Source organism: Pluralibacter sp., assembly GCF_019237635.1.
Lineage (GTDB): Bacteria > Pseudomonadota > Gammaproteobacteria > Enterobacterales > Enterobacteriaceae > Enterobacter_B.
The window spans coordinates 14,961-40,082 of sequence record NZ_JAFAGS010000072.1 but is presented as its reverse complement, the minus strand read 5'-3'; the positions used below and the strand labels follow the sequence as shown (position 1 = coordinate 40,082).

Below are 25,122 nucleotides of genomic sequence, written 5' to 3'. Positions count from 1 at the left end.
CGGGTTACCAGCTGCCAGAGGCATCCAGCGTGATGCTGGTCGCCCCTTTATCAACCGAGGTGTTAATACGCTGCTGAAGAAGACGCAGATACTGTTTTTCGTTAAGCGGCAGCTCGACCCAGTCGTCTGTCCAGGTGGACAGGTGCATCGCGTTGGAAAGCGTGAGTCCGCGGATGCCTTCCAGACCGGGCGCAATCAACGGCTCGCCGCGCAGAATGGCGGCGCAGAAGTTGGCGGTAATGACAGGGTGTTCGCTGCATTCCGGGGCGACCGGAACCGTGACCTCCCAGCATTCGGGCTCGCCAAAACCGTTCTGCCAGCGGGCATTAAACGCGGTTTCGGACTCGCGCAGCCGCCAGTAGCGAAGTTTTCCCTCTTCAACGACGACTTTGCCGCGATCGCCGGTGATCTCCAGGCGATTCGTGCCCGGCGTTTCCGCCACGGTGGTGATGAATACCCCGGTTGCGCCGTTGGGATATTCCGCATAAGCGGTCACCTCATCTTCGACTTCGATATTGCGATGCTTACCGAACTGGCAAAACGCGCGCAGGCGTACCGGCATACCCACCAGCCACTGCCAGAGATCGAGCTGATGCGGATCCTGGTTGAGCAGTACGCCGCCGCCTTCTCCTTTCCAGGTGGCGCGCCAGCCGCCGGAGTTGTAGTAACTCTGCGAGCGATACCAGTTGGTGATTATCCAGTTAGAGCGGCGGATCTCGCCCAGCTCACCGCTGTCGATAAGCTCTTTCACTTTCTGATACAGCGGATTCGGGCGCTGGTTATACATGATGCCGAACACCACGTTGCACTCATGGGCGCAGGCGTTCATCTCCTGCACCTGTGCGGTATATACGCCCGCAGGTTTTTCACACAGGGTATGGATCCCATTGCGCATCGCCAGCATCGACAGGCGCGGGTGGTCGTAATGCGGCGTGGCGACAATGACCGCGTCGATAAGCCCGCTCTGGATCATCTCTTGTGCGTCGCCAAACAGCGGGATGGCGCCCACCAGCTGGCGAATGGCCGGATGTTTCTCCGGCGCATTATCGCAAACCGCTGTCAGGCAGGCGTCGCTAACGGCCCCTGCCAGTAAGTAGCGCACGTGGACTGTACCGATATTACCTATACCAATAATGCCAACACGTACCTTCTCCATGTCACACCTTAATTTCAGTCGAAAAGAGTGATGACCGGAAAATAGAAAAGGGGAGTCGCAGCGACAATGTGTTTTTGTGAGAATACTCGCAAGCTCCTTAAGTAAACCCGAACGTTTCTGAAATTTGGTTTTAAAATCAAGATGCTGTTTCTGCAAATATTTGCAAAAACAGATTGAGAGCGAGGTCACACTATGCCGGGCAGGTTAAAAATGGAGGAGATTGCCTCCCTGACGGGATATTCCGTCAGCACGGTTTCCAGGGTGTTAAGCGGCAAATCCTATACCAGCGATAAAGCACGGGACGCGATTGTCCGTACCGCGCGGGAGTTGGGTGTGCTTGAGTCGATGGCGAGCGGTCGACTCTTAATTAACGGTATCGCTGTCTTTGCCCCGGAAAGAACCTTTCAGGGACGTGGCGATATTTTTTATCTGGAAGTGACCAAAGGTATTGCGCAAGCCAGCGCGCCGCACAATGTGTGGGTCAGTTATTGCGGATTAGAAGAGCAGCATGCGGATGTAAAATTATTTCTCGAAAAAGCCAGCCATAAAAATATTAACGCGATAATTATCATTGGCACGGATGATTCCACCATATTCAAACTGGCCAGTATGCTCAATAAACCCTGCGTATTAATTAATTCTGTCGACAGGGAACGGGGGCTGGATTCCGTTTCGCCGGATCACCGTGCGATTGGATTTACCGCGATGCAATATCTCTTTGAGCAAGGACACCGGCGGGTGTTGACCATAACCTGTCTGCGCCGGGAAACGCTCTATACCCGGCTGGACGGTATCAAAGAGGCATATCGCCATTTTCACGTTGCCTTTGAGCCGCAGCGCGATTTGCTGGTGACGGAGTGGTTTACTGCAGAGGAGGCCGATCGCGCGCTGGATAAGTGGCTGTCAAACCACGACAGCGCGCAGTGGCCGGAGGTGATTTTTCCCAACAGCACCAGCATGACGGAAGGTGTGCTCAGGGCATTACAGCGCCATGGACTGCGCGTCCCGGAGGACATCTCTATCATCACCACCGATCTTGCCTGGAATCTACAAAACGGGTTGGCGATGCCTGTCACGGGGATTACCGTTCCCTGTCGTGAGCTCGGCATTGAGGCCGTTCACCTGCTGCAAACGCGGCTCAATCGACCGCAGGCGCCGGTTTATAATCTGTTGTTGCAGGGCAAGAGGATGGAATATGGAACAGTGAGCAATGCCACGCGCCACGCAGCTCGCGTGGCGCTGAACCCGTAGTCAGCCCTGTTCCGGGGGCAGGCACACGCCAATGCCGCCAATTCCGCAGTATCCATGCGGGTTTTTGTGCAGATACTGCTGGTGATCGTCCTCGGCGTAATAGAACGGTTTCGCGGGCGCAATTTCGGTGGTGATGGTGCGCGCATCGCCGCTGTCGCGCATCGCGCTCTGGAAACGCGACAGGCTGTCTTTGGCCGCAGATTCTTGTTCCGGCGTCAGCGGGTATATCGCCGAGCGGTACTGCGTGCCGCGATCGTTGCCCTGACGCATACCCTGTGCAGGATCGTGGTTTTCCCAGAACACATGCAGCAATTCTTCGTAGTCGATCACGTTTGGATCATATACCACGCGAACCGCTTCGGCATGACCGGTTTCTCCGGTACATACTTCACGGTAGGTGGGGTTTGGCGTATAGCCGCCGGTATAGCCTGCGGCGGTGCTGTACACGCCGGGCAACTGCCAGAAGAGGCGTTCCACGCCCCAGAAGCAGCCCATTGCGAACAGCGCCACCGCCATCCCGTCCGGGACGTTAGTCATGGAGTGCCCGTTCACCGCATGTAACGTAGCGACGGGCATTGGCGTGTTGCGCCCTGGCAGCGCATCAGACGAGGAAATCGTCTGTTTTTTATCAAATAAGCCCACGATATGGCCTCCGGTCGGCGGAAAGTGTGGTTAAGGTTGTCATGTCGCGTGTCTTTTAACACAATGAATATGACGAATACGTATAAAGCTATATATAGATATAAGAAATATTTGGACAGAAGTCGCTTTTTCAACCACAGCTGTTGAGTTTATGTTATGCCAAGGTTCGGCATTTGTGTTTCCGGTGGGGTGGAAACAAGGATATTTGGGAGAAAACGTGCCACAAATTCGCCAGTTATGTTGGGCCAGTTTACTGTTGGTCAGCGGGGTTGCCGGAGCGGCAAACGTCCGTTTGCAGGTCGAGGGGCTCTCGGGCGAGCTGGAAAAAAACGTCCGCGCTCAGCTGTCGACCATTCAAAGCGACGAAGTGACCCCCGATCGCCGTTTCCGCGCGCGTGTTGATGATGCCATTCGGGAAGGGCTAAAAGCGCTGGGCTATTATGAGCCGACCATTGATTTCGAGCTCAAACCGCCGCCGGAGAAGGGGCGTCAGGTGCTGGTCGTACGCGTGACGCCGGGGATCCCGATAAAAATTGGCGGTACCGACGTGATTTTACGCGGCGGCGCGCGCAACGACCGCGACTATCTCACCCTCCTGAAGCAGCGCCCGGCCATTGGCACCGTGCTAAATCAGGGCGATTACGACCATTTTAAAAGCGAGCTGTCCGGCATCTCGCTGCGCAAAGGGTATTTCGACAGCGAGTTCAAAAAGAGCCAGCTCGGCATCTCGCTTGACCGGCATCAGGCGTTCTGGGATATCGATTACGACAGCGGCCAGCGCTATCGCTTTGGCGACGTCACCTTTGAAGGCTCGCAGATTCAGGATCAGTACCTGCAAAACCTCGTCCCTTTTAAAGAGGGCGACTACTACACCTCCGCAGACCTGGCCGAGCTGAACCGCCGCCTGTCGGCGACCGGTTGGTTTAACTCGGTGGTGGTGGCGCCGGTATTCGATAAAGCGCGCGATTCCAAAGTGCTGCCGCTGCACGGCGTGGTGTCGCCGCGTACTGAAAACACCATTGAAACCGGGGTGGGGTACTCCACCGACGTTGGCCCGCGGGTGAAGGCGTCGTGGAAAAAACCGTGGATGAACTCCTACGGCCACAGCCTGAGCACGGATATCAGCTTGTCCGGGCCAGAGCAGCTGTTTGATTTCACCTATAAGATGCCGCTGCTGAAAAACCCGCTGGAGCAATATTATCTGGTGCAGGGTGGCTTTAAGCGGACTAACCTGAACGATACCAAATCAGACTCCACCACGCTCGGCGTCTCCCGCTACTGGGATCTCTCCAGCGGTTGGCAGCGCGCCATTAACCTACGCTGGAGCCTCGACCACTTTACCCAGGCGCAGGTGACCAACACCACAATGCTGCTGTATCCGGGCGTGATGGTCAGCCGCACCCGTTCACGCGGCGGCCTGATGCCGAACTGGGGCGACTCCCAGCGTTACTCGGTGGATTATTCCAGCACTGCCTGGGGTTCCGATGTGGACTTTATCGTCGCCCAGGCGCAAAACACCTGGATTCGTACCCTCTACGACAAGCACCGTTTCGTGATCCGCGGCAACCTGGGCTGGATAGAAACCAATGATTTCGACAAAGTGCCGCCAGACCTGCGTTTCTTCGCCGGGGGCGACCGCAGTATTCGCGGCTATAGCTATAAGTCCATTTCGCCGAAAGACAGTAGCGGCAAACTGACCGGCGCCTCAAAGCTGGCGACCGGATCGCTGGAATACCAGTACAACGTGACCGGCAAGTGGTGGGGCGCGGTGTTTGTCGACAGCGGCGAAGCGGTGGATGATTTCCGCGATCATGATTTTAAAACCGGCGCAGGCGTTGGCGTGCGCTGGGCGTCGCCCATCGGGCCGGTGAAATTCGATATCGCGGCGCCGGTTGGCGATAAAGAGGTACACGGTTTGCAGTTCTACATCGGTCTGGGGCCTGAATTATGAGTTTATGGAAGAAGATAAGCCTCGGCGTCCTGGCGTTTATCGTCCTGCTGCTGGGCGCCGTAGCCTTTCTGATAGGTACCTCATCGGGCCTGCATCTGCTGTTTAAGGCCGCCGACCGCTGGGTGCCGGGCCTGTCCATCGGCCAGGTGAGCGGCGGTTGGAAAGATTTAACCCTCAAGGATGTGCGCTATACGCAGCCGGGCGTCGCGGTCAATGCCGGACAGTTCCATCTGGCGGTAAAAACGCAGTGCCTGTGGAAAAGCAGCCTCTGCGTTGATGACCTCTCGCTTAAGGATGTGAACGTCGTCATCGACAGCAAAAAGATGCCGCCATCGGCACCGGTTGCAGAGACCGACAGCGGGCCGCTGAATTTGTCTACACCGTATCCGCTCGTCCTGAGTCGGGTGGCGCTTGATAATGTCAACGTCAGGATTGATAACACCACGGTATCGGTGATGGATTTCTCCACCGGCCTGCGCTGGCAGGAGAAGAACCTGACGCTGACGCCTACCTCGCTGCAGGGCCTGCTGATTGCGTTGCCGAAGGCGGCGAAAGTGGCGCAGGAGCAGGTCGTTGAGCCGAAGATTGAGCATCCGCAGCCGCAGGAAAAACCGCTCGGCGAGACGATGAAAGATCTGTTCTCGAAGCCGATGCTGCCGGAGATGGCCGACGTCCATCTGCCGCTGAACCTGAATATCGAAGCGTTTCGCGGCGAGCAATTGCGCCTGACCGGCGATACCGACCTGACGGTGTACAAGATGCTGTTGAAAGTGAGCAGCATCGACGGCGACCTGAAGCTCGACGCGCTGGATTTCGACTCAAGCCAGGGCAGCGTGAACGCCAGCGGTACAGCGACGCTGAAAGACAGCTGGCCGGTGAACCTGACGCTGAGCAGTACCCTGAATATCGACCCGCTCAAGGGCGAGAAGATCAACATGAAGGTCGGCGGCGAGGTGCGCAAGCAGCTGGATGTCGGCATCAATCTGTCCGGGCCGGTGGATGTCGCCCTGAAGGCGCAGACCGAGCTCGCGCAGGCGGGGCTGCCGCTCAACGTTGAGATCACCAGCAAGCAGCTGTACTGGCCGTTGACCGGCGAGAAGCAGTTCCAGGCCGACAACCTGGCGCTCAAGCTGAGCGGCAAAATGACCGACTACACCCTGTCGTTTGCGACCGCAGTGAAGGGGCAGGGCGTGCCGCCTGCGGCCATTACCCTCAATGCGAAAGGTAATGAGCGGCAACTGAACCTCGATAAACTCACCGTCGCGGCGCTGGAAGGGAAAACCGAACTGAAGGCGCTGCTCGACTGGCAGCAGGCTATCAGCTGGCGCGGCGAGCTGACGCTGGACGGCATCAGCACCGCCAAAGAGGTGCCGGACTGGCCGTCGAAGCTCAATGGCCTGATCAAAACCCGCGGCAGCCTCTATGGCGGCAGCTGGCAGGTCGACGTCCCGGAAATTAAACTGACCGGTAACGTGAAGCGGAACAAGGTCAACGTAGAAGGTTCGCTGAAGGGCAACAGCTATCTGCAGTGGACGATCCCCGGGCTGCACCTGGCGCTTGGGCGTAACAGCGCTGATGTAAAAGGGGAGCTTGGCGTTAAAGATCTTAACCTCGACGCTGCAATCGACGCGCCAAACCTCGACAATGCCCTGCCGGGGCTGGGCGGTACGGCGAAGGGGTTAATTAAGATTCGCGGTACGGCGGACGCTCCACAGCTGCTGGCGGATATTACCGCGCGCGGGCTACGCTGGCAGGCGCTGTCGGTCGCGCAGGTACGGGTTAATGGCGATATCAAATCCACCGATCAGATTGCCGGGAACCTGGATGTTCGCGTCGAGCGCATCGCGCAGCCGGGCGTCAATATCGGCCTTGTGACGCTTAACGCCAAAGGCAGCGAGGCGCAGCACCAGCTGCAATTGCGTATTCAGGGCGACCCGGTGTCCGGCCAGCTCGATCTTGCCGGCAGCTTCTCGCGTAAGGAGGCGCGCTGGAAAGGGGCGCTCAGCAACACCCGCTTCCAGACGCCGGTCGGACCGTGGTCGCTCAACCGTCCCATTGCTCTCGACTACCGTCATCTGGAGAAGAAAATCAGCATTGGGCCGCACTGCTGGAATAACCCGAATGCAGAGCTGTGCGTCCCGCAGACCGTTGACGCGGGCGCTGAAGGTCGTGCGGTGGTGAATCTCAACCGTTTCGACCTCGCGATGGTGAAGCCGTTCCTGCCGAAAGCGACCCAGGCCAGCGGGGTCTTCAGCGGTAATGCCGATGTAAGCTGGGATACCACCAAACCCGGTCTGCCGCAGGGTAAAGTGACGCTCTCCGGGCGTAATGTGAAGGTGACGCAGACGGTGAACGATGCGCCGCTGCCGCTGGCTTTCGACACGCTCAACCTCAGCGCCGACCTGCATAACAACCGTGCGGAACTGGGCTGGCTTATCCGCCTGAATAACAACGGTCAGCTCGACGGCCAACTGCAGGTGACCGACCCGCAGGGGCGCCGCAGTCTGGGCGGCAACGTGAATATCCGCAACTTCTCGCTGGCGATGATTAACCCTATTTTCTCCCGCGGCGAAAAGGCGGCCGGTACGCTGAACGCGAACCTGCGCCTCGGCGGCGACGTCCAGAGCCCGCAGATGTTCGGTCAATTGCAGCTCAACGGCATCGATGTGGACGGTAACTTTATGCCGTTCGACATGCAGCCAAGCCAGATTGCCATGACCTTTAACGGGACGCGATCGACCTTGCAGGGCGTAGTGAGAACCAAACAGGGGCAGATTAACCTCAGCGGCGACGCCGACTGGAGCCAACTCGACAACTGGCGCGCGCGGGTGGCGGCCAAAGGCAGCCGGGTGCGGGTAACGGTGCCGCCCATGGTGCGTCTGGACGTGTCGCCGGACGTTGTCTTTACCGCAACGCCGAGCCTGTTCACGCTGGATGGCAATGTTGATGTTCCCTGGGCGCGAATTGTGGTGCATGATGTGCCGGAAAGCGCGGTCGGCGTCTCCAGCGATGTCGTGATGCTGGATAAAAACCTCAAACCGGTTCAGACGCAGAGCGCGCCGATACCGATTAACAGCAACCTGACGATTCACGTCGGCAACGACGTGCGTCTGGAAGCCTTTGGGCTGAAGGCGCGCCTGACGGGCGACCTGAAGGTGGCGCAGGATAAACAGGGTCTGGGGCTGAACGGACAAATCAATATCCCGGAAGGGCGTTTCCACGCCTATGGCCAGGATCTGATTGTGCGTAAAGGTGTCCTGCTGTTCTCCGGCCCGCCGGATCAGCCGTTGTTGAATATCGAAGCGATTCGTAACCCGGAGGCGACGGAAAACGACGTTATCGCTGGCGTACGCGTCACCGGTACGGCCGATCAGCCAAAGGCGGAAATCTTCTCTGACCCGGCGATGTCGCAGCAGGAAGCGCTTTCCTACCTGCTTCGCGGGCAGGGGCTCGACAGCCAGCAGAGCGATGGCGCCGCCATGACCTCAATGCTTGTTGGTTTGGGGGTTGCGCAAAGTGGGCAGGTTGTGGGTAAAATCGGCGAGACGTTTGGCGTAAGCAATCTGGCGCTGGACACCCAGGGGGTAGGTAACTCCTCGCAGGTGGTGGTCAGCGGTTATGTACTGCCGGGTCTGCAGGTGAAGTATGGCGTGGGTATTTTTGACTCTCTGGCAACGCTCACGCTACGCTACCGCCTGATGCCTAAGCTATATCTGGAAGCGGTGTCTGGTATCGATCAGGCACTCGATTTGCTCTATCAGTTTGAGTTTTAGCAATGCGAATATTTGTTTACGGCAGTTTGCGACGCAAGCAAGGCAACAGCCACTGGATGACGAACGCCCAGCTTCTGGGCGCGCACAGCGTTGACGATTATCAACTGTATAGCCTGGGCCACTATCCAGGCGCGGTGCCGGGAAATGGCACAGTACAGGGTGAGGTTTATCGCGTCGACGCCTCCACGCTTGCCGAGCTTGATGCGCTACGTACCAAAGGCGGGGAATATGCCCGCCATTTGATTCAGACACCGTATGGAAGTGCATGGATGTATGTGTACCAACGTCCGGTCGACGGGTTAACGCTGATTGAAAGCGGGAACTGGTTAGACAGGGACGAGTACTGATAAAACGACGCCACCTTCGGGTGGCGTCGTTTTTTGTCGGCTCAGAGCGCCTGACGCAGCTTGAAGACGCTGACCGTTTCCAGCAGCGTCTCCGCCTGGCGATGCATGGCCTGCGCCGCGGCTGATGACTCCTGCGACAGGGTCGCGTTCTGCTGCGTGGCGGTATCCATGTGCGTGACGGCGATATTCACCTGGTCTATCCCGGTACTCTGCTCATGGCTGGTCATGGAAATAGCCTCCACCAGCTCATTCACCCGCTTAACGCTTTGCAGAATCTCCTCCATTGCCGATCCGGCGTTTTGCACCTGCGCATTACCGTCGGCGATGCGGTTAACCGAGTTATCAATCAAATGGCGAATATCCTGCGCCGCTGAGGCTGAACGCTGCGCCAGCGCGCGGACTTCCGCCGCCACGACGGCGAACCCCCGGCCCTCAGCGCCTGCGCGTGCGGCCTCGACGGCGGCGTTCAGCGCGAGAATATTGGTCTGAAAAGCAATACTGTCGATAACGCCGATGATGTTGTTGATCTCACTGGACAACTGGTGGATTTCGCTCATCGTTTGCACCACGCGCTCTACCGCCTGGCCGCCCTGACCGGCAATCGCGCAGGCGTCGCGGGCGATTTCACTGGCAAAACGTGAGTTATCGGCGTTGCTTTTCACCACGGAGGTCAACTGCTCCATGGACGCAGCCGTCTCCTCCAGCGCGCTGGCCTGCGCCTCATTGCGAGACGACAGTTCGCGGCTGCCGACGGCAATTTGCGCGGATGCGGTGGCGATAGATTCCGTCCCCTGCCGCACACCGGAAACGATCTGCGTCAGATTGGCGTTCATGTCCTGTAAGGCCTGCATCAGACCCGCCGTTTCGTCCTTACCGGCTACGGTGATGGCGGTCTGTAAATCGCCTGCTGCAACGCGCCGGGCGATGGTGACCGCCTGCGCCAGAGGATGGGTAATGCTGCGCACCAGCCACCAGGTAATGGCGAGGCCCGCCAGCAGCGTGAGCGTCATCGCCAGCAGCAGCATCAGCCGGGTTTGCTGAAACTGCGCCAGGTTGCGCGCGTCGGTTTGCTGATGAATCGACTCGGCATGTTGCAGCGTACGGGCAACAACCTCATCAATCATGCGAGTGGGTTCGCGGTCGATGCCGGTCACCAGTCGGTCAACGCGCTGCGGGCTGCCCGGGTCGGTAATCACGTATTGTTGCAGTGCGGAAAGATAGCGCTGTTCAAGCCCGGCATGCAGTTGGCGGGTTTGTTCCACTTCGCGGTTGTCGAGACCCACCTGCAGCAGCAGGTCGCTCAGCTGTTTAAGCAACTGCTGGGTTTTCTGGCTCTGGCTGATAAACGCCGCTTTGTATTTCTCAAACGTCTCCTGCCCCTGGCCGCCGCGCAGCAGGGTGTTTTTCCACTCCTGGACCTGGATCTTGAATTGAACCTGGGCGTTGCGGGCGGTATCGATACTGTCGGCAAGCCGTTTTTCAGACGCCATCATCGTCTGGTTTTGGCTAAAGCTGTTGCTGTTGATGAGCAGCCCGCGCAGGCCGATAAACAGCATTGCCAGTAATAGCAGTGTGGCCATCAGGCCCAACCGCTGGCCGATGGTCAGTTGATTCAGTTTCATGCTTTTGCAGTTCTCACGGTGAATGACTGCCACAGATATCGTCACGGCGAGCGGGGACTTTACTGCTTGCGGAAGGGGAATAACGGCGGTTTGCGTTATGTCATTAAAAACGCGAGAGTTATTTTATTATGACGATTTTATGACAGCGTTTTTTGCGTACATTGTCGAAGAGGTTAATTTTCCTCCTTCCTTTTTGTTCTTTCCTCTCTCTAACGCAGCCGATTACGCGTACAAGAGGGTTCACTGTGCTATGAGCCATACCGGGATGCTGCAAATAACTTGCATGATGTACGGGGTACACTTAATCTGTTTTTGACGTCAGGGAATAAGATGTTCACTTTTATTGAGTTGCAGGGGTTCAGTAAACGACGCCCGGAGCTGCTATCGGACGATGAGTTCCGGGTTTTCCAGGAGGTGCTGATTGATGCTCCTGACACCGGAGCCACGATTGCGGGTTCCGGAGGATTTCGAAAGATCCGTTGGTACCGTCGCGGCATGGGTAAGCGGGGCGGCGTTCGGGTGATTTACTACAATGTGACGAGTAAAGGGCGAATTTATCTGGCTTTGATCTATTCAAAGAATGAGAGGGATGATCTGACGGATGAGCAAAAGAAAGCGCTGAAACGGTTATCTGACATGCTGGAGCAACACTGAGGCTATCACCGTAAGGCTGTCTTATCAGCGTCAATGAGGGCGACAGGGTACAGATGAAAGACGAATTATTTGCCGATCTGCTGGCGAGTGCAGAAGAAATGGTCCGAATTGAAAAGGGTGAGAAAACACCTGATCCTGAGCATGTTCATACGTTTAGCGAAATAGATGTAAAAGCCATTCGCGAAGCGACGGGACTAAAACAACAGGACTTTGCGACGGCTGTGGGGGTCAGTTATGACCTGGTTAAAAGCTGGGAAACCCGGCGGCGTCAGCCAACGGGGGCGACGAGAAAGCTCCTGCTGTTGCTGCAGGCAAACCCTTTTATCATTAATCAGCTTAAAACAATCTGAGACAGCTGTAGGGAGTAAAAAGCCGTAGCGCAACGCGCTACGGCTCTGAAGGTTGAGTGCCTGGAAGAATTATTTCTTCTGCGCGCGCTCGTAGGAAGCAATGATTTCCGCTTTTGCAGCTTCAGCATTGTCCCAACCGTCAACTTTCACCCACTTGCCTTTTTCGAGATCTTTGTAGTGCTCGAAGAAGTGTGCGATCTGCGCTTTCAGCAGTTCCGGCAGGTCGTTCACATCTTTGATGTGATCGTACTCTTTGCTCAGCTTGGTGTGCGGAACGGCAACCAGTTTCGCATCTTCACCGGCTTCGTCGGTCATCTTCAGAACGCCAACCGGACGGCAGCGGATCACAGAGCCCGGCTGCAGCGGATACGGCGTCGGGACCAGAACGTCTACCGGGTCACCGTCCAGAGACAGGGTGTGGTTGATGTAACCGTAGTTGCACGGATAGAACATCGCGGTAGACATGAAGCGGTCAACAAACAGCGCGCCGGTGTCTTTATCAATTTCGTATTTGATAGGATCAGCGTTAGCCGGGATCTCAATAACAACGTAGATATCTTCTGGCAGTTCTTTGCCCGCCGGGACGTTCAGTAAGCTCATGTTTGTTTCCTTAGAAATGTGTGGCAAACAAGTGGCGGGTATTATAGCCAACTCAGGGTAAATGTCTTCGCTTCTTTTCACGCCGTCCGGCGTGCCGCCTCGTTTTTCCTCGCCTTTTTACAGGTGAAAAATCCATAAACATAGCTGCATCATGAATACGGTTGTGAAAGCGCTTACAAATCAAGTTTTCACTTTTATGAAGTGTGACGTAACGCATCTTGTTACATCGACCTTTGTCTATAGTTTTTCGGCAGGTGACGTTTTCATCAACAATAACCCTACGAGGATACCCTTATGTGGAAGCGCTTACTTCTTGTCTCCGCCGTTTCCGCAGCGATGTCGTCTATGGCGATGGCTGCGCCATTAACCGTAGGATTTTCGCAGGTCGGTTCTGAATCAGGCTGGCGTGCCGCTGAAACCAATGTGGCGAAAAGCGAAGCTGAAAAACGCGGCATCACGCTGAAAATTGCCGACGGCCAGCAAAAGCAGGAAAACCAGATCAAAGCCGTGCGTTCGTTTATCGCCCAGGGTGTTGACGCCATCTTTATTGCCCCCGTGGTGGCGACAGGCTGGGAGCCGGTGCTCAAAGAGGCCAAAGAGGCCAAAATCCCGGTGTTCCTGCTCGACCGCTCCATTGATGTGAAAGATAAATCGCTGTACATGACCACCGTGACCGCCAATAACGTGCTGGAAGGCCAGCTTATCGGCGACTGGCTTATCAAAACCCTCAACGGCAAACCCTGTAACGTGGTTGAGCTCCAGGGGACGGTAGGCGCGAGTGTGGCCATTGACCGTAAGAAAGGGTTCGCGGAGGCCATCGCGAAAGATCCGAACATCAAGATTATCCGCTCGCAGTCCGGCGACTTTACCCGCAGTAAGGGCAAAGAAGTGATGGAGAGCTTTATTAAGGCGGAAAACAACGGCAAGAACATTTGTATGGTTTTCGCCCATAACGACGACATGGTGATCGGCGCGATTCAGGCCATCAAAGAGGCAGGGCTGAAGCCCGGTAAAGATATCCTGACCGGCTCTATCGACGGCGTACCGGATATCTATAAAGCGATGATGGACGGTGAAGCCAACGCCAGCGTTGAGTTGACGCCGAACATGGCGGGTCCTGCGTTTGACGCGCTGGAAAAATACAAAAAAGACGGCACGATGCCGCCGAAGCTGACCCTGACCAAATCGGTACTCTATCTGCCGGACACGGCGAAAGAGGAGTTAGAGAAGAAGAAAAATATGGGCTACTGAGTCCTGAGAATGCCTGATGACGCTGCGCTTGTGTCGCGCCATCAGGCATCAGGTTAATGCAGGGGGATCATATGACCGCTGACACGCACCAGGACATCCTCCGCACCGAGGGGCTCTGCCAGTACTTCCCCGGCGTAAAAGCGCTGGATAACGTGGATTTCAGCCTGCGCCGCGGTGAAATTATGGCATTGCTGGGGGAGAACGGCGCCGGGAAATCGACGCTCATCAAAGCCCTGACCGGCGTTTATCATGCCGATCGCGGCACCCTCTGGCTCGAAGGCCAGGCGATTTCCCCCAAAAATACCGCCCATGCGCAGCAGCTGGGGATCGGCACTGTCTATCAGGAAGTGAACCTGCTGCCCAACATGTCGGTGGCGGATAACCTGTTTATCGGCCGCGAGCCGAGGCGCTTTGGCTTTCTGCGCCGTAAAGAGATGGAAAAACGCGCTGCGGCGCTGATGGCCTCCTACGGCTTTTCCCTGGATGTCCGCGAACCCCTCAACCGCTTTTCCGTCGCCATGCAGCAGATTGTGGCTATCTGCCGCGCTATTGATTTGTCCGCTAAAGTGCTGATCCTCGACGAGCCCACCGCCAGCCTCGACACCCAGGAGGTGGAGATGCTGTTTACCCTGATGCGCCAGCTGCGCGCCCAGGGCGTCAGCCTGATTTTCGTCACCCACTTTCTCGACCAGGTCTACCAGGTCAGCGACCGCATTACCGTGCTGCGCAACGGCAGCGTTGTCGGTTGTCGTGACACCCGCGAACTGCCGCAAATCGAGCTGGTGAAGATGATGCTGGGGCGCGAACTGGAGAATAACGCCCTACAGCGCGCCGGGCGCACGTTGCTCAGCGACAAACCGGTGGCGGCGTTCAGCGGTTACGGGAAAAAAGGGGTGGTCGAACCGTTCGATTTACAGGTCCGCCCCGGCGAAATCGTCGGGCTGGCGGGCCTGCTTGGTTCCGGGCGTACCGAAACCGCCGAGGTGATTTTCGGCATCAGGCCGGCCGACAGCGGTCGCGCGGAAATCAAGGGCAAACCGCAGACGCTGCGGTCGCCGCACCAGGCCTCCAGCCTGGGGATTGGCTTTTGCCCGGAGGATCGTAAAACCGACGGTATTATTGCCGCCGCCTCGGTGCGCGAGAACATCATTCTGGCGCTACAGGCGCAGCGAGGCTGGCTGCGGCCGATCCCGCGACGCGAGCAAAATGAGATTGCGGAACGCTTTATCCGCCAGTTGGGGATCCGCACGCCCGGTAGCGAGCAGCCGGTTGAATTTCTCTCCGGCGGCAACCAGCAAAAGGTACTACTTTCCCGCTGGCTGCTGACGCGCCCGCAGTTCCTGATCCTGGATGAGCCGACGCGCGGTATCGATGTCGGCGCGCACGCGGAGATTATCCGGCTTATCGAAACCCTGTGCGCCAACGGGCTGGCCCTGCTGGTGATTTCGTCGGAGCTGGAGGAACTGGTGGGCTATGCCGACCGGGTGATCATCATGCGCGACCGCAGGCAGGTGGCGGAGATCCCGCTGGCGGCGCTGTCCGTTCCGGCCATCATGAATGCTATTGCAGCATAAGGGGTATGATGTGATGCCACAATCTCTCCCACAAACCGGCAAGCCTAAGCGGCGGCTGCGTTTGCCGACGGGGATGCCGCAACTGGCGGCGCTGATCCTTGTGCTGCTGGCAGACAGTCTCGTGGCGCCGCATTTTTTCCAGGTGGTGCTACAGGACGGGCGGCTGTTCGGCAGTCCTGTCGATATTCTTAACCGCGCCGCGCCCGTTGCGCTGCTGGCCATCGGGATGACGCTGGTGATCGCCACCGGCGGTATCGACCTGTCGGTGGGGGCGGTGATGGCTATCGCCGGGGCGACGGCGGCGTCGATGGTGGTGGCCGGACACAGTCTGCCGGTCGTGCTGCTGGCCGCCTTGGCAACCGGCGTGCTGGCCGGGCTGTGGAACGGCATCCTGGTGGCGATCCTCAAGATCCAGCCGTTTGTCGCGACGCTTATTCTGATGGTGGCCGGGCGCGGCGTGGCGCAGCTGATTACCGCCGGGCAGATAGTCACCTTCGACTCCGCCTCGCTTGGCTGGACAGGCAGCGGTTCGCTGCTGTTTTTCCCAACGCCGGTGATTATCGCGCTGGTCACGCTGGTTATCTTCTGGCTGGTCACCCGCAAAACCGCGCTCGGCATGTTTATCGAAGCCGTTGGCATTAATATTCGCGCCGCGAAAAATGCCGGGGTGAATACCCGTATTGTGGTGATGCTGACCTATGTGCTGAGCGGTGTCTGCGCCGCCATTGCCGGGGTGATTGTCGCCGCGGATATTCGCGGCGACGATGCCAACAACGCCGGGCTATGGCTGGAGCTGGACGCCATTCTGGCGGTGGTGATTGGCGGCGGTTCGCTGATGGGCGGACGCTTTAATCTGCTGCTGTCGGTGGTGGGGGCGCTGATTATCCAGGGGATGAACACTGGGATCCTGCTGTCAGGTTTTCAGCCAGAGCTGAATCAGGTGGTGAAAGCGGTGGTGGTGCTGTGCGTGCTGATCGTGCAGTCGCCGCGCTTTATCCGCTTACTCAAAGGAGCGCGCGGTCATGATAAAACGTAACCTGCCGCTGATGATAACCCTCGGGGTGTTTATCCTCGGCTATCTCTATTGCCTGACCCAATTTCCGGGGTTCGCTTCCACCCGGGTTATTTGCAACATTCTGACCGATAATGCCTTTCTGGGGATCATCGCGGTCGGCATGACCTTTGTTATCCTCTCCGGCGGGATAGACCTTTCCGTCGGGTCGGTGATCGCCTTCACTGGCGTGTTTCTGGCGAAAGCCATCGGTTTCTGGGGGATTTCGCCACTGATGGCCTTCCCGCTGGTGCTGGCGATGGGCTGCGCCTTCGGCGCGTTGATGGGGCTTTTGATCGATGCGCTGAAGATCCCGGCGTTTATCATGACGCTTGCCGGGATGTTCTTCTTACGCGGCGTCAGCTATCTGGTCTCTGAGGAGTCTATCCCTATCAACCACCCGCTGTACGATCGGTTGTCCGATCTGGCCTGGACCCTTCCCGGCGGCGGGCGCCTTAGCGCGATGGGGGTGCTGATGCTGCTGGTGGTCGTGGTGGGGATATTCCTTGCCCACCGCACGCGGTTTGGCAACCAGGTGTACGCCATTGGCGGCAACGCCACGTCGGCGAATCTGATGGGGATCTCCACCCGCAGTACCACGGTGCGGATTTACATGCTGTCGACCGGGCTTGCCACGCTGGCGGGCATTGTCTTCTCCGTCTATACCCAGGCGGGATATGCGCTGGCGGGCGTTGGTGTCGAACTCGACGCTATCGCTTCGGTGGTGATTGGCGGTACGCTGCTGAGCGGCGGCGTGGGGACGGTGCTGGGCACGCTGTTCGGTGTGGGCATCCAGGGGCTGATACAAACCTACATCAACTTCGACGGCACCCTGAGCTCGTGGTGGACCAAAATCGCCATCGGTATTTTGTTGTTTATTTTTATTGCGCTACAGCGTGGATTGACCGTGCTGTGGGAGAATCGCCAGAGCGCGCCGGTAATGAGAGTGAGTCCGACGGCAACACAGAAGTAACATCTTGAATTTGCTGAAAAATATAAAAACGCCTCTCCGAAGAGAGGCATTTGCCTTACGCGTCCGGGTATTCGCGGATAAAGCGTTCGACATCGTCGACCATATGCTCAGTGCCGACGAAGAGCGGACGGCGCTGGTGCAGGCTTTCCGGAGTGATATCCAGAATTCGCGCTTTACCGTCGCTGGCTTTGCCGCCAGCCTGCTCGGCGAGGAACGCCATCGGGTTGCACTCATAGAGCAGGCGCAGTTTCCCTTCCGGATGGCTGGCGGTGCTCGGGTAGAGGTAGATGCCGCCTTTGAGCAGGTTACGGTGGAAATCCGCTACCAGCGAGCCGATATAGCGTGAGGTATACGGGCGCTGGGTCTCTTTATCTTCTTCCTGACAGAACTTGATGTACTTCTTCACGCCCATCGGGAATTTGATGTAGTTGCCTTCGTTAATGGAGTAGGTATTGCCTTTCTGCGGGTAGCGCATACGTTCCTGGCACAGGCAGAAAACGCCCAGCGACGGATCGTAGGTAAAAGCGTGAACCCCACAGCCGGTGGTGTACACCAGCATGGTGGAAGAGCCATACACCACATAACCGGCCGCCACCTGTTTGTTGCCCGGCTGCAGGAAGTCTTCTTCCGTTACCGGCGTACCGACTGGCGTAACGCGGCGATAGATGGAGAAAATGGTGCCGACAGAGACGTTAACGTCGATGTTGGAGGAGCCGTCGAGCGGGTCCATCAGCACAACGTATTTGGCGTGCTCGCAGCCCTCGAAAACGACGATCTCGTCTTCTTCTTCCGATGCGATACCGGCCACGATATCGCGCGCCCTCAGTGCAGCTTTTAATTTTTCATTGGCGAACAGGTCGAGCTTTTGTTGCACCTCGCCCTGCACGTTTTCAGCACCGCTGGCACCCAGGATATCGACCAGTCCGGCCTTGTTGATATCGCGGTGGATGATCTTGGCGCCGAGCTTTATCGCCGACAACAAAGCAGTGAGTTCACCGGTGGCATGAGAAAACTCGTGCTGCTTTTCGACAATAAATTCACCTAACGTTTTCATAACACTTTCCCTGCAATTTATATGGAGTAAAGCGACCGCAACAATCTTAACAAACAATTCAACGATTGCGCTCAGGTGAATCGCGCCAGCTAGTACAGATTTACCCGAAATGCGTTTCTCAGCCGTCTCACATGTGGGTAAAATGTGCGCCAGCTAAGAGAAAGGATAATGACGTATGCGCATTCATATTTTGGGAATCTGTGGCACCTTCATGGGCGGTCTGGCAATGCTGGCGCGCTCTCTGGGCCACGAGGTAACGGGTTCGGACGCCAATGTGTATCCGCCGATGAGCACGCTGCTGGAGCAGCAGGGTATTGATTTAATTCAGGGCTATGATGCAAGCCAGCTCGATTCACAGCCGGACCTGGTGATTATCGGCAATGCGATGACCCGCGGTAACCCGTGTGTTGAAGCGGTGCTGGAAAAGAACATTCCGTACATGTCCGGCCCGCAGTGGCTGCACGATTTCGTGCTGCGCGATCGCTGGGTGCTGGCGGTGGCCGGGACACACGGTAAAACCACCACTGCCGGTATGGCGACCTGGATCCTCGAAGCCTGCGGCTATAAGCCGGGTTTTGTGATAGGCGGCGTCCCGGGGAACTTCGACGTCTCCGCACGTCTGGGCGACAGCCCGTTCTTCGTTATCGAAGCGGACGAGTATGACTGCGCCTTCTTCGACAAACGCTCCAAGTTCGTACACTACTGCCCGCGTACGCTCATTCTCAATAACCTTGAATTCGACCATGCGGACATCTTTGACGACCTGAAAGCCATTCAGAAACAGTTCCACCACCTGGTGCGTATCGTGCCGGGGCAGGGGCGGATTATCTGGCCGGAAAGCGACTTCAACCTGAAGCAGACGTTGGCGATGGGCTGCTGGAGCGAGCAGGAGCTGGTCGGCGAGCAGGGCCACTGGCAGGCGAAAAAAGTCAGCACTGATGCCTCCGAGTGGGAAGTGTGGCTGGACGGCGACAAGGTCGGTGAGGTGAAGTGGGGCCTTGTCGGCGAGCACAACATGAACAACGGCCTGATGGCGATCGCCGCCGCGCGTCACGTCGGCGTACAACCAGCCGATGCCGCCCATGCGCTGGGATCGTTCATCAACGCCCGCCGCCGTCTTGAACTGCGCGGCGAAGCGAACGGCGTCGCGGTGTATGACGATTTCGCCCATCACCCGACGGCGATCCTCGCGACCTTACAGGCGCTGCGTGGCAAAGTCGGCGGTACGGCGCGGATTATCGCCGTGCTGGAGCCGCGCTCCAACACCATGAAAATGGGCGTGTGCAAAGACGATCTCGCCCCGTCGCTCGGACGCGCCGATGAAGTGTTCCTGTTACAGCCGCAGCATATCCCATGGCAGGTAGCGGAAGTGGCGGACGCCTGCGTACAGCCTGCGCACTGGAGTGCGGACGTCGATACGCTGGCAGACATGATCGTCAAAACCGCGCAGCCGGGCGATCACATTCTGGTGATGAGCAACGGCGGGTTTGGCGGCATCCATCAGACGCTGCTGGAAGGTCTGGCGAAGAAAGCCGCAGCCGCAGAGTAAAAAAAGCCCGGTAGCGACGCTTACCGGGCCTGCTTTTCGCACGACCTTGCAGGCCGGATAAGGCGTTTACGCTTCGCTTTCCGCCAGTTCGCGCAGATACTGGAAAATCAGGCGCGCGGACTTCGGCGGCTTATTCCCGTCGCGTTCTTTCTGCGCATTGCGGATAAGCGAACGCAGCTGCTGGCGATCGGCATCCGGCCACAGGTTCAGGACTTCCGCTACCGCATCATCCCCTTCCATAATCAGGCGATCGCGCAGATGCTCCAGCTTATGGAACAGGGCGACCTGCTGGTTATGGCGGTTTTTCAGCTTGTCCAGCGCCTGGCGAATCGGCTCGACGTCGCGTTGACGCAGCAGTTTGCCAATCAGCTGCATCTGGCGGCGGCGGCCCTCTTTCTTGATGCGCTGCGCCAGCTCGATCGCGGCGCGCAGATCGTCATCCAGCGGGATTTTCTCCAGCGCGTTTTTACCCAGCTCAACGATTTCTGCGCCGAGCTGTTTTAACTCTTCGGCGTCGCGTTTAATTTCGCTTTTACTGACCCAGATTATCTCATCATCTTCATCGTCGATGTCGTCACCGGGCACGTCGTCGAGCCAGTCTTTGGGGGGCTTTGTCATCTCAGGCTCCTTAAAAAAAGAGGCACATGTTACCAGTTAAGGCGCGCACTGAAAAACGGTTCTCTGTTAGACTGAAGTCTAACCACCTATACATTATGGCATTAGCGATGAAAGTCATCACACAGGTAGCAGAACAGCGTAAAACGCTGGAAAAAGCCGTCTCCACCGCGCTGGAGCTGGCAGCAGGCAAATCTGATGGCGCAGAAGTGTCGGTCACTAAATCGACCGGGATCAGCGTCAGCACGCGCTACGGCGAGGTGGAGAACGTCGAATTCAACAGTGACGGGGCGCTTGGCATTACGGTCTATCATCAGAATCGTAAAGGCAGCGCGTCGTCCACGGACTTAAGCCCGGACGCCATTGCCCGCACTGTGCAGGCGGCGCTGGATATCGCGCGCTATACCTCTCCAGACCCGTTTGCGGGCGTGGCGGAAAAAGATCTGCTGGCGTTTGACGCGCCGGATCTCGACCTCTTCCACCCGGCGGAGGTCTCCCCGGACCAGGCCATTGAGCTGGCGGCGCGCGCCGAGCAGTCGGCGCTTGACGTCGATAAACGCATCACTAATACCGAAGGCGGTAGCTTTAACAGCCATTACGGCATCAAGGTGTTCGGCAACAGCCACGGTATGCTGCAAAGCTACTGCTCCACGCGCCATTCGCTTTCAAGCTGCGTGATTGCTGAAGAAAACGGCGAAATGGAACGTGATTACGCCTATACCATCGGCCGCGCCATGGGCGATCTGCAAAATCCGGAGTGGGTCGGCGCCGAGTGCGCACGCCGCACGCTCTCGCGTTTGTCGCCGCGCAAGCTTGCCACCATGCAGGCGCCGGTGATTTTTGCCAACGAGGTCGCCACCGGTCTGTTTGGTCATCTGGTCGGGGCGATTGCCGGCGGCGCGGTGTACCGTAAATCCACCTTCCTGCTGGATTCCATGGGCAAACAGATCCTGCCGGACTGGCTGACCATCGAAGAGCATCCGCATTTGCTCAAAGGGCTGGCGTCCACGCCGTTTGACAGCGAAGGCGTACGCACGGAGCGTCGCGACATCATCAAAGACGGCGTGCTGACCCAGTGGCTGCTGACCAACTACTCCGCGCGCAAGCTGGGGATGAAGAGCACCGGGCATGCGGGCGGCATCCATAACTGGCGCATTGCCGGACGCGGCCTGAGTTTTGCAAAGTTGCTTAAAGAGATGGGCACCGGCCTTGTGGTAACGGAACTGATGGGCCAGGGTGTAAGCGGCATTACCGGCGATTATTCCCGCGGCGCATCAGGTTTCTGGGTGGAAAACGGCGAGATCCAGTATCCCGTCAGCGAAATCACCATTGCCGGAAACCTGAAAGATATGTGGCGTAATATCGTCACCATCGCTGATGATATTGAGACTCGTAGCAATATCCAGTGTGGTAGTGTACTGCTGCCGGAGATGAAAATCGCCGGACAGTAACGCACATTCCGGCGCGACCTGCCGCGCCTTTAAAAACAAAAAGGAAGTGAGCAATGCGTAAACAACTTTTAGCTATTCTGGCGGTATCTTCGCTTGCGATGGCGGCTGCGGCCCCGGCGTTTGCGGATATCGGCGACGATATGGAAGTCCTGGCGACGAACCTGAAAGTGGTGCAAAAAAGCGACAATGCGACAGAACTTAAAGCCGCGCTGACGAAGATGCGCACCGCCGCCCAGGACGCCCAGAAACAGACGCCGCCGAAGCTGGAAGGTAAAGCCGACGACAGCGCGGAAATGAAAGATTACCGCCACGGTTTCGACACACTGATCGGGCAGATCGACAGCGCGCTCAAGTTTGTTGATGAAGGTAAAGTGAAAGAAGCCCAGGCGATCGCGGCAGACCTCGCGACCACCCGCAACACGTATCACCAGAAGTACCGCTAAATCCCTCTCGCCCTGTTCAACGCAACGGGGCGTTTTCTTCACCTTTCCTGCTTTCTCTTTCATAAGCTACGCTTATTTCCTGAGACTCAGCGCACGTTTTTTCATTTTCTTTTTCGGAAGAGAGTCGACATTTTCTCGTGATATTCATCACAAGAATTTGGTGAAAAGTACGTATTCAGCCGAATTATGTGGAACAGATCACTCTTGCTGCCCGCCTTTCCACTTCGAAGTGGAAAACAACTCGCTACAAACCGGCTCCACCCGACGCTACGTTATATATCAGACGCAATAAACGGGGTCAGATGAGTGAACAACGCAGTAGTGAATAACGACGCAGGGAATCGGACAGAAGAGCTTGCCATACGCATGCTGGGCGAGGTGTACAGCCTGCTCAAACGTCACGATATCATCCCGAACGCCGTCCAGGAGCAAATGCTGACATCGCATGTCCGCGCTATGGCGCACCGGTCGATTACCGGTGAACCGCTGCCGGAAGTGGAGGCCAGCCTGTTTGAAGAAATTTCACCCGATTCAATGACGCTTGCCCGCGAAGTGGTCGCCGCATTTGGCAATCTTCCGGATGAAGAAGCCTGGCTGCTGTCAGTGCACTTCGAAGTGGCGAAAGAAAACCTGTAAGGAGCAAAACATGGAACAAATTACCGTAGTGATTGGCGATCGTCTGGGCAAAGGTCAGAAAGTCGCCGCAGGCGTTGAGAAAGCGGGCGGCCGCGCCGTCGTGGTACCCGGCGTTGCCGCAGACATGAAGCTTGGCGATGTGATGAAAGCGGAAAACGCGACCTTCGGCATCTCGTTTTGCGGCAGCGGCGGCGCTGGGGCGATTACCGCTCAGACCAAATACGGCTACAAAGCGAAGTATGGCATGCGCTCTGTGGATGAAGGCGTAACGGCGATCAACGAAGGCTGCAACGTGCTGGGCTTCGGCTTCATGGATAAAGAAGAGCTGGGCGAGCGTCTGGTGCAGGCCTGGCAGAAAAAATACGGCGCTTAAGTATGAAAGAACAATTCACCACAACGGTGAGGGTCAAGGGCAAGGGCGAGGCCAAAACACGCGCCTTTGCCGACGCCCTCAGCCATGTTCAGGCCGCGGTGATGAAAGCATCGCCGCATATCTTACTGCGTATCGAACCCCAGGACGTGGAGGTGATTCAAGCGCGAGAAGCGGTGCGAAAAGAGGCGTTCTTATTCTTCTTTCTGCGCCGGGAACGACGCACCTTCAGCGTCGAACTGGATGTAACCGTCAACGTGACTGCGTTAAACCTCGATAAGGTGGAGTTCGTCACGTCTCAATAACTGATACCCGATGCGCTGACGGCTCTGGCGGCAGATAGCAGGGTAGGAAAAGGGCAGATACATGTTCTTAATTATATTAATAAAATCGCTCATTATCGGCGGCCTGGTGGGCGTCGGCGTGGGCGCAGGCGCAGCACGCATGTTTCATGCACCCACCACGCAAGGTATGGGTGCATTTCGTACATTGGGCGAACTTAACTCCTGCGAGGGCGACCCGGCTTCACACTTCTCCTTTGGTCTCGGCTTTTTCTTTAACGCCTGGGCATCGTCGGTAGCGGCTGGCGCCTTCACCCAGGACGTCGACCACCGCATTATCCCGAACTGGGGTGCGGCGGCGCTGATGATGAAAAACCGTAACGTTGCGCAAACGCTGCACGACCCGAAAAAAATGGCGATCGCCTGCGGCATCATCGGCATGATCGTCGTGGCGTTCCTTAACTCCACCGCCTCCGCAGTCCCTGCGGCGTTGCAGGTCACGGCAGTGAAAGTGCTGGTACCGGCGGCTAACCTGTTGGTTAACACCGTCATGCCGGTCATCTTCTGGCTGGCGGCGATTGATGCGGGTAAAAAATCCGGCTTCTGGGCCACTATTTTCGGCGGCGCCGCGCAGCTCATCATGGGCAACGCCGTTCCGGGCCTGGTACTGGGTATCCTGATTGGTAAAGGTGTTGAAGAGAGCGGTTGGCATCGCGTCACCAAAGTGATGATGACCGCGATTGTCGCTCTGTTCGTTCTCAGCGCCTTCTTCCGCGGCTTCGACATGAAGATGCTCGAATCCTTCCACCTGACCGTGCCGAACTGGCTGGATATGATTCACAACGCGCTGAGCGGCAAATAAGGGGATAACGCATGGAACAGAATAAAGGTTTTTGGTACGCCGACTGGTCGTTCCCGATTTTTGTCGGTCTGCTCTCCTCCGGCGTGTTCGCCGGGACGCACATGTACTACCTCTACGGTATCGGCGCGTTTAACGAAGTCGCCTTCGTGGCGATGCTCAAGGCCGGTATCGACACGGGCGCTTACGGCGCGGTCGCGGCGTTCGGCGCCAGCTTCCTCTTCGCCCGTATCATCGAAGGTTCGCTGGTCGGGATCCTTGATATCGGCGGCGCTATCCAGACCGGTGTCGGTCTCGGCGTTCCGGCGCTGCTGCTGGGTGCTGGGATCGTCTTCCCGGTGGCGAACTTCGGCGCGTCTCTGGTCACTGGCCTGGCGATCGGCCTGGCGATTGGTTACATCATCATCCTGGCGCGTAAGTTCACCATTAACCAGAGTGACTCCACCTACGGTGCGGACGTCATGATGGGCGCGGGTAACGCCTCCGGCCGCTTCCTGGGGCCGCTCATTATCCTCAGCGCAATGACCGCGTCGATCCCTATCGGCATCGGTTCTCTGGCTGGCGCGCTGTTGTTCTATATCTGGCAGAAACCGATCACCGGCGGCGCTATTCTCGGCGCGATGATCCTCGGTTCCATCTTCCCGGTGGCGATCAGCTAAGATCTGCAAG

General features: G+C 57.3%; 24 protein-coding genes. 18 read left to right on the top strand and 6 right to left on the bottom strand.

Translation table 11 applies throughout. From position 1 onward, the window contains the following. Positions 1-4 precede the first annotated feature (4 nt). Positions 5-1,156: a Gfo/Idh/MocA family oxidoreductase gene (locus JO226_RS08530; RefSeq protein WP_293547251.1), complete on the bottom strand. Its 1,152-nt coding sequence runs from the start codon at positions 1,154-1,156 to the stop codon at positions 5-7. A 192-nt stretch (positions 1,157-1,348) separates the two neighbouring features. On the opposite strand from JO226_RS08530, the gene JO226_RS08525 reads away from it, so the two are divergent. Further along, on the top strand, positions 1,349-2,407 hold the full coding sequence (locus JO226_RS08525) for a LacI family DNA-binding transcriptional regulator (protein WP_293547248.1): 1,059 nt from the start codon (positions 1,349-1,351) through the stop codon (positions 2,405-2,407). Here the strand turns inward: JO226_RS08525 and msrA are convergent, their stop codons facing one another. Continuing rightward, a complete protein-coding gene (msrA, locus tag JO226_RS08520) occupies positions 2,408-3,049 on the bottom strand; it encodes a peptide-methionine (S)-S-oxide reductase MsrA (RefSeq protein ID WP_293547245.1) in 642 nt (213 codons plus the stop codon). It abuts the gene before it with no gap. A 217-nt stretch (positions 3,050-3,266) separates the two neighbouring features. Here msrA and tamA point away from each other — a divergent pair, with 217 nt between their 5' ends. Genes tamA through JO226_RS08505 form a run of 3 tightly spaced genes read left to right on the top strand, consistent with a single transcriptional unit; the run spans position 3,267 to position 9,120 of the window. After that, positions 3,267-5,000, top strand: coding sequence for an autotransporter assembly complex protein TamA (gene tamA, locus JO226_RS08515; RefSeq protein WP_293547242.1), 1,734 nt, complete (start codon positions 3,267-3,269; stop codon positions 4,998-5,000). Continuing rightward, complete coding sequence (gene tamB / locus JO226_RS08510; RefSeq protein ID WP_293547240.1) at positions 4,997-8,773, top strand: autotransporter assembly complex protein TamB; 3,777 nt, start codon at positions 4,997-4,999, stop codon at positions 8,771-8,773. The genes tamA and tamB overlap by 4 nt, the downstream gene beginning before the upstream one ends. 2 nt (positions 8,774-8,775) lie before the next feature. After that, positions 8,776-9,120 carry a gamma-glutamylcyclotransferase gene (locus JO226_RS08505; protein WP_013367900.1) on the top strand — a complete coding sequence of 115 codons (345 nt, stop codon included), beginning with the start codon at positions 8,776-8,778 and terminating at the stop codon, positions 9,118-9,120. Positions 9,121-9,161: 41 nt separating this feature from the next. Here JO226_RS08505 and JO226_RS08500 read toward each other — a convergent pair whose 3' ends face one another. Further along, complete coding sequence (locus JO226_RS08500; RefSeq protein WP_293547235.1) at positions 9,162-10,742, bottom strand: methyl-accepting chemotaxis protein; 1,581 nt, start codon at positions 10,740-10,742, stop codon at positions 9,162-9,164. Positions 10,743-11,072: 330 nt separating this feature from the next. Between JO226_RS08500 and JO226_RS08495 the strand changes: the two genes are divergently transcribed. Both JO226_RS08495 and nadS read left to right on the top strand, forming a co-directional pair. Next, positions 11,073-11,396 carry a type II toxin-antitoxin system RelE/ParE family toxin gene (locus JO226_RS08495; RefSeq protein WP_293547233.1) on the top strand — a complete coding sequence of 108 codons (324 nt, stop codon included), beginning with the start codon at positions 11,073-11,075 and terminating at the stop codon, positions 11,394-11,396. Positions 11,397-11,449: 53 nt separating this feature from the next. Next, positions 11,450-11,746, top strand: a complete 297-nt coding sequence (gene nadS, locus JO226_RS08490) for a NadS family protein (RefSeq protein ID WP_293547230.1) — start codon at positions 11,450-11,452, stop codon at positions 11,744-11,746. Positions 11,747-11,815: 69 nt separating this feature from the next. Here the strand turns inward: nadS and ppa are convergent, their stop codons facing one another. Next, positions 11,816-12,346 (bottom strand): inorganic diphosphatase, encoded by a 531-nt coding sequence (ppa, locus tag JO226_RS08485; RefSeq protein ID WP_013367898.1) that lies wholly within the window; start codon positions 12,344-12,346, stop codon positions 11,816-11,818. 294 nt (positions 12,347-12,640) lie between these two features. On the opposite strand from ppa, the gene ytfQ reads away from it, so the two are divergent. The 4 genes from ytfQ to yjfF all read left to right on the top strand — a co-directional run bounded on the left by ytfQ (position 12,641) and on the right by yjfF (position 17,195). Continuing rightward, positions 12,641-13,597 carry a galactofuranose ABC transporter substrate-binding protein YtfQ gene (gene ytfQ, locus JO226_RS08480; protein WP_293547226.1) on the top strand — a complete coding sequence of 319 codons (957 nt, stop codon included), beginning with the start codon at positions 12,641-12,643 and terminating at the stop codon, positions 13,595-13,597. Positions 13,598-13,668: 71 nt separating this feature from the next. Next, complete coding sequence (gene ytfR, locus JO226_RS08475; protein WP_293547223.1) at positions 13,669-15,171, top strand: galactofuranose ABC transporter, ATP-binding protein YtfR; 1,503 nt, start codon at positions 13,669-13,671, stop codon at positions 15,169-15,171. A gap of 10 nt (positions 15,172-15,181) precedes the next feature. After that, entirely contained in the window at positions 15,182-16,207 is a 1,026-nt protein-coding gene (gene ytfT / locus JO226_RS08470; RefSeq protein WP_293547220.1) for a galactofuranose ABC transporter, ATP-binding protein YtfT, read from the top strand. After that, positions 16,194-17,195: a galactofuranose ABC transporter, permease protein YjfF gene (gene yjfF, locus JO226_RS08465; RefSeq protein ID WP_293547217.1), complete on the top strand. Its 1,002-nt coding sequence runs from the start codon at positions 16,194-16,196 to the stop codon at positions 17,193-17,195. Before ytfT ends, yjfF begins: the two co-directional genes overlap by 14 nt. Positions 17,196-17,250: 55 nt before the next feature. Here yjfF and fbp read toward each other — a convergent pair whose 3' ends face one another. Then, complete coding sequence (fbp, locus tag JO226_RS08460) at positions 17,251-18,249, bottom strand: class 1 fructose-bisphosphatase (RefSeq protein WP_293547214.1); 999 nt, start codon at positions 18,247-18,249, stop codon at positions 17,251-17,253. A gap of 175 nt (positions 18,250-18,424) precedes the next feature. On the opposite strand from fbp, the gene mpl reads away from it, so the two are divergent. Continuing rightward, a complete protein-coding gene (gene mpl, locus JO226_RS08455) occupies positions 18,425-19,798 on the top strand; it encodes a UDP-N-acetylmuramate:L-alanyl-gamma-D-glutamyl-meso-diaminopimelate ligase (protein ID WP_293547211.1) in 1,374 nt (457 codons plus the stop codon). Between the two features lie 66 nt (positions 19,799-19,864). Here the strand turns inward: mpl and yjgA are convergent, their stop codons facing one another. Then, positions 19,865-20,416 (bottom strand): ribosome biogenesis factor YjgA, encoded by a 552-nt coding sequence (gene yjgA / locus JO226_RS08450; protein ID WP_293547208.1) that lies wholly within the window; start codon positions 20,414-20,416, stop codon positions 19,865-19,867. Between the two features lie 95 nt (positions 20,417-20,511). On the opposite strand from yjgA, the gene pmbA reads away from it, so the two are divergent. The 7 genes from pmbA to JO226_RS08415 all read left to right on the top strand — a co-directional run bounded on the left by pmbA (position 20,512) and on the right by JO226_RS08415 (position 25,112). Then, the gene (gene pmbA, locus JO226_RS08445; RefSeq protein WP_293547205.1) at positions 20,512-21,864 is read left to right on the top strand and encodes a metalloprotease PmbA; all 1,353 of its coding nucleotides are present in this window, start codon (positions 20,512-20,514) and stop codon (positions 21,862-21,864) included. 53 nt (positions 21,865-21,917) lie between these two features. Next, positions 21,918-22,307, top strand: a complete 390-nt coding sequence (cybC, locus tag JO226_RS08440; RefSeq protein WP_293547202.1) for a cytochrome b562 — start codon at positions 21,918-21,920, stop codon at positions 22,305-22,307. A 306-nt stretch (positions 22,308-22,613) separates the two neighbouring features. Then, on the top strand, positions 22,614-22,943 hold the full coding sequence (locus tag JO226_RS08435) for a glycine dehydrogenase (RefSeq protein WP_293547199.1): 330 nt from the start codon (positions 22,614-22,616) through the stop codon (positions 22,941-22,943). Positions 22,944-22,953: 10 nt separating this feature from the next. Continuing rightward, positions 22,954-23,316 carry an SFCGS family glycine-rich protein gene (locus tag JO226_RS08430; protein WP_008786042.1) on the top strand — a complete coding sequence of 121 codons (363 nt, stop codon included), beginning with the start codon at positions 22,954-22,956 and terminating at the stop codon, positions 23,314-23,316. Positions 23,317-23,318: 2 nt separating this feature from the next. Continuing rightward, a complete protein-coding gene (locus tag JO226_RS08425) occupies positions 23,319-23,618 on the top strand; it encodes a DUF4312 family protein (RefSeq protein WP_293547189.1) in 300 nt (99 codons plus the stop codon). 61 nt (positions 23,619-23,679) lie between these two features. After that, positions 23,680-24,456 carry a DUF4311 domain-containing protein gene (locus tag JO226_RS08420; protein ID WP_293547186.1) on the top strand — a complete coding sequence of 259 codons (777 nt, stop codon included), beginning with the start codon at positions 23,680-23,682 and terminating at the stop codon, positions 24,454-24,456. 11 nt (positions 24,457-24,467) lie between these two features. Beyond that, positions 24,468-25,112 carry a DUF4310 family protein gene (locus JO226_RS08415; RefSeq protein WP_293547184.1) on the top strand — a complete coding sequence of 215 codons (645 nt, stop codon included), beginning with the start codon at positions 24,468-24,470 and terminating at the stop codon, positions 25,110-25,112. The last annotated feature ends 10 nt before the right edge of the window (positions 25,113-25,122 follow it).

What these genes read in the sequence shown, in the direction of transcription:
- yjgA (WP_293547208.1), bottom strand. Translation starts at nt 20,416, where the DNA reads ATGACAAAGCCCCCCAAAGACTGGCTCGACGACGTGCCCGGTGACGAC.
- ytfR (WP_293547223.1), top strand. Translation starts at nt 13,669, where the DNA reads ATGACCGCTGACACGCACCAGGACATCCTCCGCACCGAGGGGCTCTGC.
- JO226_RS08420 (WP_293547186.1), top strand. Translation starts at nt 23,680, where the DNA reads ATGTTCTTAATTATATTAATAAAATCGCTCATTATCGGCGGCCTGGTG.
- JO226_RS08530 (WP_293547251.1), bottom strand. Translation starts at nt 1,156, where the DNA reads ATGGAGAAGGTACGTGTTGGCATTATTGGTATAGGTAATATCGGTACA.
- ppa (WP_013367898.1), bottom strand. Translation starts at nt 12,346, where the DNA reads ATGAGCTTACTGAACGTCCCGGCGGGCAAAGAACTGCCAGAAGATATC.
- JO226_RS08425 (WP_293547189.1), top strand. Translation starts at nt 23,319, where the DNA reads ATGAAAGAACAATTCACCACAACGGTGAGGGTCAAGGGCAAGGGCGAG.
- yjfF (WP_293547217.1), top strand. Translation starts at nt 16,194, where the DNA reads ATGATAAAACGTAACCTGCCGCTGATGATAACCCTCGGGGTGTTTATC.
- JO226_RS08430 (WP_008786042.1), top strand. Translation starts at nt 22,954, where the DNA reads ATGGAACAAATTACCGTAGTGATTGGCGATCGTCTGGGCAAAGGTCAG.
- JO226_RS08495 (WP_293547233.1), top strand. Translation starts at nt 11,073, where the DNA reads ATGTTCACTTTTATTGAGTTGCAGGGGTTCAGTAAACGACGCCCGGAG.
- cybC (WP_293547202.1), top strand. Translation starts at nt 21,918, where the DNA reads ATGCGTAAACAACTTTTAGCTATTCTGGCGGTATCTTCGCTTGCGATG.
- fbp (WP_293547214.1), bottom strand. Translation starts at nt 18,249, where the DNA reads ATGAAAACGTTAGGTGAATTTATTGTCGAAAAGCAGCACGAGTTTTCT.
- mpl (WP_293547211.1), top strand. Translation starts at nt 18,425, where the DNA reads ATGCGCATTCATATTTTGGGAATCTGTGGCACCTTCATGGGCGGTCTG.
- JO226_RS08505 (WP_013367900.1), top strand. Translation starts at nt 8,776, where the DNA reads ATGCGAATATTTGTTTACGGCAGTTTGCGACGCAAGCAAGGCAACAGC.
- nadS (WP_293547230.1), top strand. Translation starts at nt 11,450, where the DNA reads ATGAAAGACGAATTATTTGCCGATCTGCTGGCGAGTGCAGAAGAAATG.
- ytfQ (WP_293547226.1), top strand. Translation starts at nt 12,641, where the DNA reads ATGTGGAAGCGCTTACTTCTTGTCTCCGCCGTTTCCGCAGCGATGTCG.
- pmbA (WP_293547205.1), top strand. Translation starts at nt 20,512, where the DNA reads ATGGCATTAGCGATGAAAGTCATCACACAGGTAGCAGAACAGCGTAAA.
- JO226_RS08415 (WP_293547184.1), top strand. Translation starts at nt 24,468, where the DNA reads ATGGAACAGAATAAAGGTTTTTGGTACGCCGACTGGTCGTTCCCGATT.
- JO226_RS08500 (WP_293547235.1), bottom strand. Translation starts at nt 10,742, where the DNA reads ATGAAACTGAATCAACTGACCATCGGCCAGCGGTTGGGCCTGATGGCC.
- tamB (WP_293547240.1), top strand. Translation starts at nt 4,997, where the DNA reads ATGAGTTTATGGAAGAAGATAAGCCTCGGCGTCCTGGCGTTTATCGTC.
- JO226_RS08525 (WP_293547248.1), top strand. Translation starts at nt 1,349, where the DNA reads ATGCCGGGCAGGTTAAAAATGGAGGAGATTGCCTCCCTGACGGGATAT.